This window comes from Mycobacterium sp. (genome assembly GCF_035623875.1).
GTDB lineage: Bacteria > Actinomycetota > Actinomycetes > Mycobacteriales > Mycobacteriaceae > Mycobacterium.
This window is the reverse complement of sequence record NZ_DASPSP010000033.1, coordinates 1-5,450: the sequence shown is the minus strand read 5'-3', so window position 1 is coordinate 5,450 and position 5,450 is coordinate 1. Positions and strand designations below refer to the sequence as shown.

The following is a 5,450-nucleotide window of genomic DNA, read 5'->3' as shown; positions in this document are numbered from 1 at the left end:
CACCGATGGTCACACTTGGGTGCTGCGCGACGATCTCCCCTCCGCCAACGGAATCACCGTGCACCAGGGCCGGTTGTTTATCGGCGAATGCCGGGAAGGCGGGCGCATTCTCGAGCTTGACCTGAACGGTGGCCCGCCGCGTGTCCTGCTGGAAAATGTCCCGTCCCCCAACGCGATGGAAGTCGGCCCGGACGGCTTGCTGTACTTCCCGGTGATGGGCGCCAACGAAATCTGGCGGATCGACCTGGACGGCGGTGCGCCCGAAACAGTCGCGACCGGCCTCGGCGTGCCTGATTCGGTGAAGTTCGATTCGACGGGTCACATCATTTCGACCCAGGTGCACAGCGGCCAGGTGTTGCGCATCGACCCGCGCACCGGCGAGCAGACGGTACTGGCCGATCTCAACCCCGGCCTGGACAACTGCACCTTTGCGGGGGATCGGTTGTTGGTCTCGAATTTCACCGGCGAGATCACCGAAATCCTTGACAGCGGTAGGACTTCGACCGTGTTACCGGGCGGGCTGAACTGGCCGCTGGATTTGGCCGTCGGCGCCGACGGCAACCTCTACGTCGCCGACGGCACGTACTTCTACGTCCTGCTGCCCGATCGCAGATTGCAGACCGTGGGCATGCTGTTCACCCCGGGGTACCCAGGTTTCCTGCGCGGCGTGGCGCCGACCGGACCCGGCGAGTTCGTTGTCACCACCTCGGGTGGCCAAGTGTCGCGCTATCGGCCCGCCAATAGCGAAACCGAGGTGCTGGCCCATGGATTCGATCAGCTCTACGGAGTGGCCACGACCGCCGACGGTGCCGTCCTGGCCGCCGAACTCGGGACGGGACGGGTGTTGTCGATCCGGGTCGGGCAGGTCGACGTGATCGCGTCGGGCCTGGACGATCCGATCGGGCTGGCGATTGCGCCCGACGGCACCTGCCTGGTCTCCGAAGCGGGCGCCGGTCGGGTGGTCAAAATCACCGGATCCGGTATCCAGACCGTGGTCGACGACTTGCAGCGGCCGCAGGGCATTCTGGTACGCGGGCACCAGTTGTACGTCGTCGACGCCGACGCCAAGGCATTGATCGCCGTCGATCTGGACAACGCAAGCCGGCACACCGTTGCCTCCGGCTTGCCGCTGGGCGCTCCGCCCGGCGTGGTCCCCAAGCCGCTGAAGGGGATGCCGCCGTTCTCCGGGCCGCAGGGGCCGTTCGCCGGCATCGCCGCCGGGCCGGACGGCACCCTCTACGTGTCGGCCGATGCGGAGGGCAGTGTGCTGGCGTTGCGGCAGGACGGTCACGATGGCTGACGACCGCTCAACCGACCACCGCTACCTGCAGGTCGCGCGAGCGCTGCGGAAAGAAATCGTCGACGGAGTTTACCCGGTGGGATCGCAGTTACCCACCGAACATCAACTGTGCGAGCGGTTTTCGGTCAGCCGCTACACCGTCCGGGAGGCGCTGCGACGGCTACGCGACGACAACCTGGTCGCGTCGCGGCCGCGGGCCGGAACGCTCGTCGTACCGCGGCCTTCTTCGGACTCCTATGTTCAAGACGTCGTCTCGATCAACGACCTGCTGGCCTTTGCGACCGGCGCGCAATTCGCGATCGAGTCCACCGGGATGGTCCGGATCGACGACGAGTTGGCCACCCGGACCGGGCTCACCAGCGGCGAAGAATGGTTAGCCGTCCGCGGTTTCCGGCAGAGCGAGGGTGCGATGTTTCCGGTATGCCGGACCGAGTACTACATCAACCGCGCATTCGCCGCTGTAGGCAGACTGCTGCAACGCCATACCGGTCCGATCTTCCCGCTGATCGAAGACCTCTTCGGGCTGAGCATCGTCGAGGTCCGCCAGGAGATCGCCGCGGTGCTGATCTCACCGGTCCTCGCCGAGGAGCTCAGCGTCGAGGCCGGTGGCCCGGCGCTGGAAGTGCACCGCACCTACACCACGTCCGACGGCGAGGTCGCCCAGGTGACGATCAATACGCATCCCGCCGCGCGTTTCCGTCACTCGATGACGATGCGACGGGTACGCGGCTAGTCTCACGCTTAGAACGGCAATGTCGAGCAACGTGACCGGGAAACTGATCGGTGGACGACGCGTCCGCTGGGACGAGGGGCGGGCCGCCGAAGCCTATGCACGCGGGTGGTGGGTGCGTGGCACTCTGGCTGACTCGTTGGTGGAGGCCGCGCAGCGCACACCGGAGCGAATTGTGTTGATCGACGGCGCATGCCAACTGGACTGCCGAACCCTACACGAGCAGGCGTCGACGCTGGCGCAGGCGCTGCTGGCCCGTATGCCGGTCGGCAGCGTGGTGTCGTTGATGCTGCCCAATTGGCATGAGGCCACGATCATTTACCTGGCCGCGACGATGGCCGGAATGGTGGTCAACCCGATCCTGCCGTCGCTGCGGGATCGCGAGCTACTGTTCATCCTCAACGACGCCGACGCTCGGATGATCTTCGTGCCACCGGTTTTCGGGCGGCACGACTATGCGGCGATGTTGGATCGGGTAGCCAGCCAGCTGGATCCACCGCCCGAGGTCGTCGTGGTCCGCGGCGGCGCACCGCTGCCAGCCACGAACTCGCCAGCGATCGGGCTGCCCACGCTGGATCCGGATGCGGTGCGGATGATCCTCTACACATCGGGCACCACGGCTCGGCCGAAAGGTGTTTTACACAGTCATAACTCGATGCACGCATTGATCTGTCAGATCCGCGACTACTGGCAGGTGGAGCCCGGCGACAGGTTTCTGGTGCCGTCGCCGATCGCGCATATCGGCGGCTCGATCTACGCGTTCGAATGTCCGCTGCTGCTGGGCACGTCCACGGTCCTGATGGACCGCTGGAACGCCGATGAAGCGGTCGAACTCATCCAGGCGCAGCGGTGCACGCACATCGCGGGGGCAACGCCTTTTCTGGAGCAGATACTCGCTGCCGCCGAGCGCGCCGGTACCCGATTGCCGGAGCTGGAGCTGTTCGTCTGCGGCGGCGCATCGGTATCACCGTCGTTGATCCGCAGAGCGGCTGAGTATTTCGACCGCGCCGTGGTCACCCGTGTCTACGGCTCCACCGAAGTTCCGGTGACGACGGTGGGCGCCCCGCTCGACCCCGACCATGCCGCGGACACCGACGGACGCGCCGGGTTCGCGCATATCAAACTTGCCGACGGCGGGGCCGAAAGCGGCGAGATTCATGCGCGCGGCCCGCAGATGCTGGTCGGTTACCTGCACGCTGACGATGAAGTCGGATCGTTTGACAACAACGGGTATTTCCGCACCGGTGATCTGGCCCGCTGGGTAGAGGACGACTACCTCGTCGTCACCGGCCGGGCCAAGGACGTCATCATCCGAAACGGCGAGAACATCGCGCCCAAAGAAATCGAGGACATTCTCGTAGACCATCCCGGCATCGCAGAGATCGCCGTCATCGGTCTGCCGGACACCCGCACCGGGGAGCGTGCTTGTGCCGTCATCGTGCCCACCGATGAGCCGCGTCCCGACGTCGCGAGCCTGCGCAGTTTCCTGCAGGCCCAAGGGGTCGCCACATTCAAAGCACCTGAACAAGTAGTGATCTGGGAGCAACTCCCGCGAAACGACGCCGGCAAGGTGCTCAAGCACCAGATCCAGGCGGCCCTGACGGAGACGGACGGATAGACATGCAGGTAGCGATCGTAACCGGCGCGACGGGCGGTATCGGCTTCGGATGCGCGACCAAGCTTTCCGAAATGGGGATGGCGGTAGTGGCCACCGGCCGCAATGAAGGGCGGCTGGCCGAGTTGGCCGAAGCCATTGGTGCACCGGACCGCATCGCAACGGTTGCGGTCGACCTGACCGACGACGATGCACCCCGATGCATCGTGGAAGCCGCGGTCGAACGCTGGGGTCGCATCGACTTCCTGATCAACAACGCCGGGGTGGGAAATCCTACGCCGCTGCACGGAACCGACGACGAGACACTGGATTACTTCCTCAACGTGATGTTGCGCGCGCCCTTCCGGCTGGCGCGTGATGTGCTGCCGCACATGCAGCCTGGCTCGGCCATCATCAACATCACCTCGACGTTCGCCGTCGTGGGTGGACTTCGCGGCGGTCCATATTCGGCGGCCAAAGGCGGTCTGACCGCACTGACCACCCATATCGCCTGCCAGTACGGGTCACACGGAATACGTTGCAACGCGGTGGCTCCCGGCGTGATCCAGACGGCGATGACCGAAGAACGATTGCAGGATCCGCGTTTTCGCCGGATCAACACCGAGATGACACCGCATCAGCGGTTGGGCACGGTCGACGACGTGGCAAGCACCGTCGCGTTCTTGTGCTCGCCGGGCGGCAGTTTCATCAACGGGCAGACCATCGTCGTGGACGGTGGGTGGAGCTCCACGAAGTACTTGTCGAAGTTTGCGTTGACATCGGAGTGGACAGCCCGGTGAATCTGTTCGCGCTGCTGGAGCAGACTGCGCAGCGCTTTCCTGATCGCGGTGCGGTGTATTACGGCGAGCGGCGTTGCTGTACCTGGCGGGAGCTGCGGGACCGCGCGCTGCGCGTGGCGGGTTCGATCCGGCAGCACTGTCCGGCGGGCGCGCGGATCGCCATCGTCAGTGAGAATCGCCCGGAGATCGTTGAACTGCTGTTCGGTATTTGGGCGGCGGAATGCGTTGCGGTTCCGATCAACTACAAACTGCATCCCCGCGAGATCATGCAGATCCTGGACGATGCGGACGTTTCGCAAGTCTTCGGCTCGGCGACGATCGCCGGCCAGCTAGGGGCCGGCTCTTGCTTTCCGATGGAAAGCCTTGAGGCAGAAAGCTACTCACGTCGGCTGGGCGCTGCGCCGGCGGCGGTACCAAGTACCGATCCGTCGACGTTGGCCTGGCTGTTCTACACCAGCGGGACCACGGGCCGGTCGAAAGGCGCCATGCTCACCCACCGCAACCTGATGGCGATGACGATCGCCCACCTCGCCGACATCGACGCACCCGACGAGGGATGCAGCCTGGTACACGCCGCGCCGATGTCGCATGGGTCGGGCCTCTACATTCCGGCCTACGTGCTGCGCGGCGCCCGCCAAGTGGTGCCTCAGCGCGGCGGATTCGATCCGGGCGAATTCCTGGACCTGTGTGAGCGTCACCCGGGGTGCAGCGCCTTCCTCGCGCCGACGATGGTGCAGCGCATCGTCGACACAACCCGAACGACAGGCCGCGCCTGCCCGAGCCAACTGCGGACCATCATCTACGGCGGCGGCCCGATGTATGTGGAGAGCATCAAGAAAGCACTGGCTGCGTTCGGGCCGGTCTTCGCCCAGATCTACGGCCAGGGCGAGTCACCCATGACCATCACCGGCTTGCGGCCGCCGACGACGCGATCCTCGGGTCGGTCGGCTATCCGCGGTCGGGAATAGAAGTCGCGGTGCTGCGGGACGACGACACACCCGCCGGTGCGGGCGAGATCGGTGAGAT

At 65.4% G+C, this 5,450-nt stretch carries 4 protein-coding genes and 1 pseudogene; all 5 read left to right on the top strand.

Annotated elements, in window-relative coordinates; genetic code table 11:
- Positions 1-1,300, top strand: a 1,300-nt coding sequence (locus VEI45_RS02895; protein WP_324849958.1) for an SMP-30/gluconolactonase/LRE family protein, incomplete at its 5' end; no start/stop codon positions are given.
- Complete coding sequence (locus tag VEI45_RS02890) at positions 1,293-2,033, top strand: GntR family transcriptional regulator (protein ID WP_324849956.1); 741 nt, start codon at positions 1,293-1,295, stop codon at positions 2,031-2,033. The genes VEI45_RS02895 and VEI45_RS02890, both read left to right, overlap by 8 nt.
- A gap of 31 nt (positions 2,034-2,064) precedes the next feature.
- Positions 2,065-3,648, top strand: coding sequence for an AMP-binding protein (locus VEI45_RS02885; RefSeq protein ID WP_324849954.1), 1,584 nt, complete (start codon positions 2,065-2,067; stop codon positions 3,646-3,648).
- 2 nt (positions 3,649-3,650) lie between these two features.
- Entirely contained in the window at positions 3,651-4,424 is a 774-nt protein-coding gene (locus tag VEI45_RS02880; RefSeq protein ID WP_324849952.1) for an SDR family oxidoreductase, read from the top strand.
- Positions 4,409-5,450, top strand: a pseudogene (locus VEI45_RS02875) (AMP-binding protein); the annotation flags it as partial. The gene VEI45_RS02880 and the pseudogene VEI45_RS02875, both read left to right, overlap by 16 nt.

Excerpts from the sequence above, each read along its gene's own strand:
- VEI45_RS02880 (WP_324849952.1), top strand. The coding sequence starts at position 3,651 with ATGCAGGTAGCGATCGTAACCGGCGCGACGGGCGGTATCGGCTTCGGA.
- VEI45_RS02890 (WP_324849956.1), top strand. The coding sequence starts at position 1,293 with ATGGCTGACGACCGCTCAACCGACCACCGCTACCTGCAGGTCGCGCGA.